A 722-nucleotide genomic window follows, 5' to 3' on the forward strand; every position below is an offset into this window, starting at 1 on the left:
GAAGGATGGAAGAATTAATTTTATCCCGGTGGCAATTCGGGATAACGTCAGTCTATCATTTTCTGTTTGTGCCATTAACGCTGGGATTGTCGCTGATTATCGCCATTCTGGAAACTATCTATGTCCGCACCGGTAACGAAATGTATAAACAGCAAGCCAAGTTTTGGGGGAAATTATTTCTTATTAATTTTGCTATGGGTGTGGTCACAGGTATTGTTCAGGAATTTCACTTTGGGATGAACTGGTCTGAGTACGCCCGGTTTATGGGCGATATCTTTGGGGCTCCACTGGCGCTTGAGGCACTGACTGCTTTTTATTTAGAGTCGGTTTTTCTTGGAGTCTGGATTTTTGGCTGGGATCGCATACCTAAAGCCCTGCATGCTGCCAGTATTTGGATTGTCGCACTGGCTACCAATCTTTCTTCTTTTTGGATCCTAGTAGCCAACTCTTTTATGCAAAACCCTGTAGGTTATGCTATTCGTAACGGCCGCGCTGAGATGACCGATTTTGTTGCACTTATTACTAATCCCTATGTTTTTTATCAGTTTCCACATACGGTCTTAGCAGGTTTGGTTACTGCCGGCTTTTTCGTATTGTCCATTAGTGCCTACCATTTGCTCCGAAAAACCCATGTGGATTTTTTCCGGGCATCCTTTAAATTAGGGCTTGTATGGACCACCATCAGTTTATTCCTCTTACTGGGTAGCGGTCATGCGCAGACA

The 722-nt window shown here is 43.9% G+C and carries 1 protein-coding gene; it reads left to right on the forward strand.

Annotated features, from left to right (window positions below):
• Positions 1-5: 5 nt before the first annotated feature.
• On the forward strand, positions 6-722 hold a 717-nt coding region (locus tag AC29Z1_RS11785; RefSeq protein ID WP_488271659.1), incomplete at its 3' end, for a cytochrome ubiquinol oxidase subunit I.

This window comes from Sporomusa sp. (genome assembly GCF_057736855.1).